Annotated in this window: 3 protein-coding genes; all 3 read right to left on the bottom strand. The window is 49.7% G+C overall.

What is annotated here, in order from left to right:
- The coding region (locus PKH29_12835) for a M24 family metallopeptidase (GenBank protein HNX15725.1) at positions 1-1073 on the bottom strand (1073 nt) is incomplete at its 3' end.
- A 178-nt stretch (positions 1074-1251) separates the two neighbouring features.
- The gene (locus tag PKH29_12830) at positions 1252-1785 is read right to left on the bottom strand and encodes a hypothetical protein (GenBank protein HNX15724.1); all 534 of its coding nucleotides are present in this window, start codon (positions 1783-1785) and stop codon (positions 1252-1254) included.
- A gap of 376 nt (positions 1786-2161) precedes the next feature.
- Positions 2162-2266, bottom strand: a complete 105-nt coding sequence (locus tag PKH29_12825; protein ID HNX15723.1) for a DUF4177 domain-containing protein — start codon at positions 2264-2266, stop codon at positions 2162-2164.
- Positions 2267-2289 lie beyond the last annotated feature (23 nt).

Here is a 2289-nt window from a genome sequence, read left to right as displayed (position 1 = left end):
CCGCATTTCGGCTCGACGGCAAGCACCATGTTCTCCTTTAACGGTTCGTCGAATCCCCGCGCAATCACGGGCAGCTCGTTGACATGCAGCCCGATCCCATGCCCCAAAAACTTGACGCCATGGCCATATCCCATAAAGCCCGTCGAGAGTTCGGGCGGCAGCTTGTCCGTGAGCTCGGCATAAATCCGGGACGGGATCGCCCCCGCGACGAGCATTTCGGCGCACCGTTTTTGGATGTCCATGCAAGCCCGATGGACTTTAATAACCTCCGGGTCCGGCGCTTTTCCAAATGAATACACCTGTGTCTTGTCGCTGTGGTAGCCGTCGATTCCAAAGCCGACATCGGCAAACACCAAATCGCCTTTACATAATTTCCGCTCCCGGCTTCCGAGTCCCGGAGATGCCGCGTTCATACCCCGCATTCCTCCGGGACCGTCGAAATTGGTTGGGTAGACCGAGTTGTCGCCGAATCCGATCTGCCCCGCGACCGATTCGAACTGGAACATTGTAAACCGGGTGACACCGTGAAATCCCAACTTCATCATCGCAGCGAACAATGCACCGTGAAATTCGGCTTCGCTGATGCCTTCCCGCAGCAAAGCCGGGACGATTTCTTCGAGCAGGATCTTATGCTGCTTTCCAGAACGGGTGATCAATTCAAGCTCATACGGACTCTTGACAGCGCGCTGCGCAGCAATCACCGGCTCGAACGGTAGAATTTGATCGATTTTAAAATACTTCCGGAACCGCTCCAACATTGCCACCGGAACAGTTTCGGTTTCGAGATAGGTCGCGCCAAACTCGGGCGAGAGCACCTGCAGCATATCTCGGTAGGAGCCCATCGGATAGATAATGTCCAGCGGGCACTCATCCTTGGCGCGTTCGACGCTCTTTCTAACGAATAAGTAAACATTGCCGTCCCGTTTCAAGATCAAAACGGCGTCCTGCATGGTTCCGGTCAGGTAATATTGATTAATGCGCCCCGCGACCAGCGCGGTCTCAAAGTCGGGATTCGCCTCAGCAAGTGCCCCGATCAGTTTTTGAATGCGTGTTTCAAGTTCGGCTTTTGTCATGTTCACAATTCATTGATTCTCTTTCTGTATTTTTTTACATCTGTTTTAAAACATATCTAAAACTCCCGAGACGCGCTCTGAATGGCTCAGGAGAAAGCTGTCGTTTGATTGATTTTCAGTATTCAAATATATAAGATATACCAACAATCAAAACGATGAACCAAAACTCAAGGTGGTATCAACCCCATGCATAAGTATAACGCATGCCGTATCCTTCACCGAAATAGATATAAATGGCGCGGCGGTCGCCGGGATTGCCTTTCGGTATGTTTACCGCCGTGGTCATGGTCTCTTTCGCATTATATACTTCTTCCCTCGTATCTTTATAAGGACCCATTGCCCCGTGCGGCTGTGTGAATTTTATCCGAGCAGCGGATGCAGAACCGGGTTTCAGATCGGGAACATCGAAGCTTGCCGATAAAACAGGCGCTGTCCAGGTCATTTCGTTAATCGGCTTATGCTCCACGACGAAAGAGACCTTTTCATCTGCCGGGAGATATGCAGGCGGCGCTTCCCAAATAATTTGCCACTCTGCCTTGGCGAATAACGTCCCGGCCTCGTCGGTGCGATAATGCACAAACATCACATTGCCTATATCGCCCTCATCCTGATAGTAATCGAGCAGGGCTGCACCGGTTCCCGTCATAGTGCTCCTGACCGGACCGCCGAGAACATCCTGATCGATGTCGGGGACGATATACTGCGTATCCACCAGAGTCCATCCTCCCCCTGCCGCCGAGGTAATAACGGTCTCTGGGGAAGTGTCATCAGGTTTCGTTGAAGTGTCACCCGATTCCGTTGAGGTATTGTCGAATTCCGTTAAAACGCTGCTTGCATGTCTTCTCACAGGAAAGAGAAGGTTGCAGCCGGTAAGAACAAAAGAAATGAAAAGGCACAACGAAATGCAAATAATCCGTTTCATCATTTATCCCTCCGTATTCGCTGATTTTGGTATATCTCATTAATCATGATAGGCGGAATATTGTAGCTTGTCAAGGTGTATTTTACAATCATTTATCGAATAATTGTAAATGTCGAATTGATGCTTCGGCGTGATTACAATTGATAGGTGATTCGCTGTTTATAACTTAATAATCCAGCTTCCGTTTAAATATAAAGATCATACTCCTGGTATAACCTTCACCCTGATTGGTCGAGGTACTGCTGACCAGTTCCCAACCTTCTTCACCCAACCGGTTCAGATCCCCTTGAAGCC

This window comes from Oscillospiraceae bacterium (assembly GCA_035353335.1).
Lineage (GTDB): Bacteria > Bacillota > Clostridia > Oscillospirales > JAKOTC01 > DAOPZJ01.
Note: the sequence above shows the minus strand (reverse complement) of the source record. Positions and strands in the feature narration are given on the sequence as shown.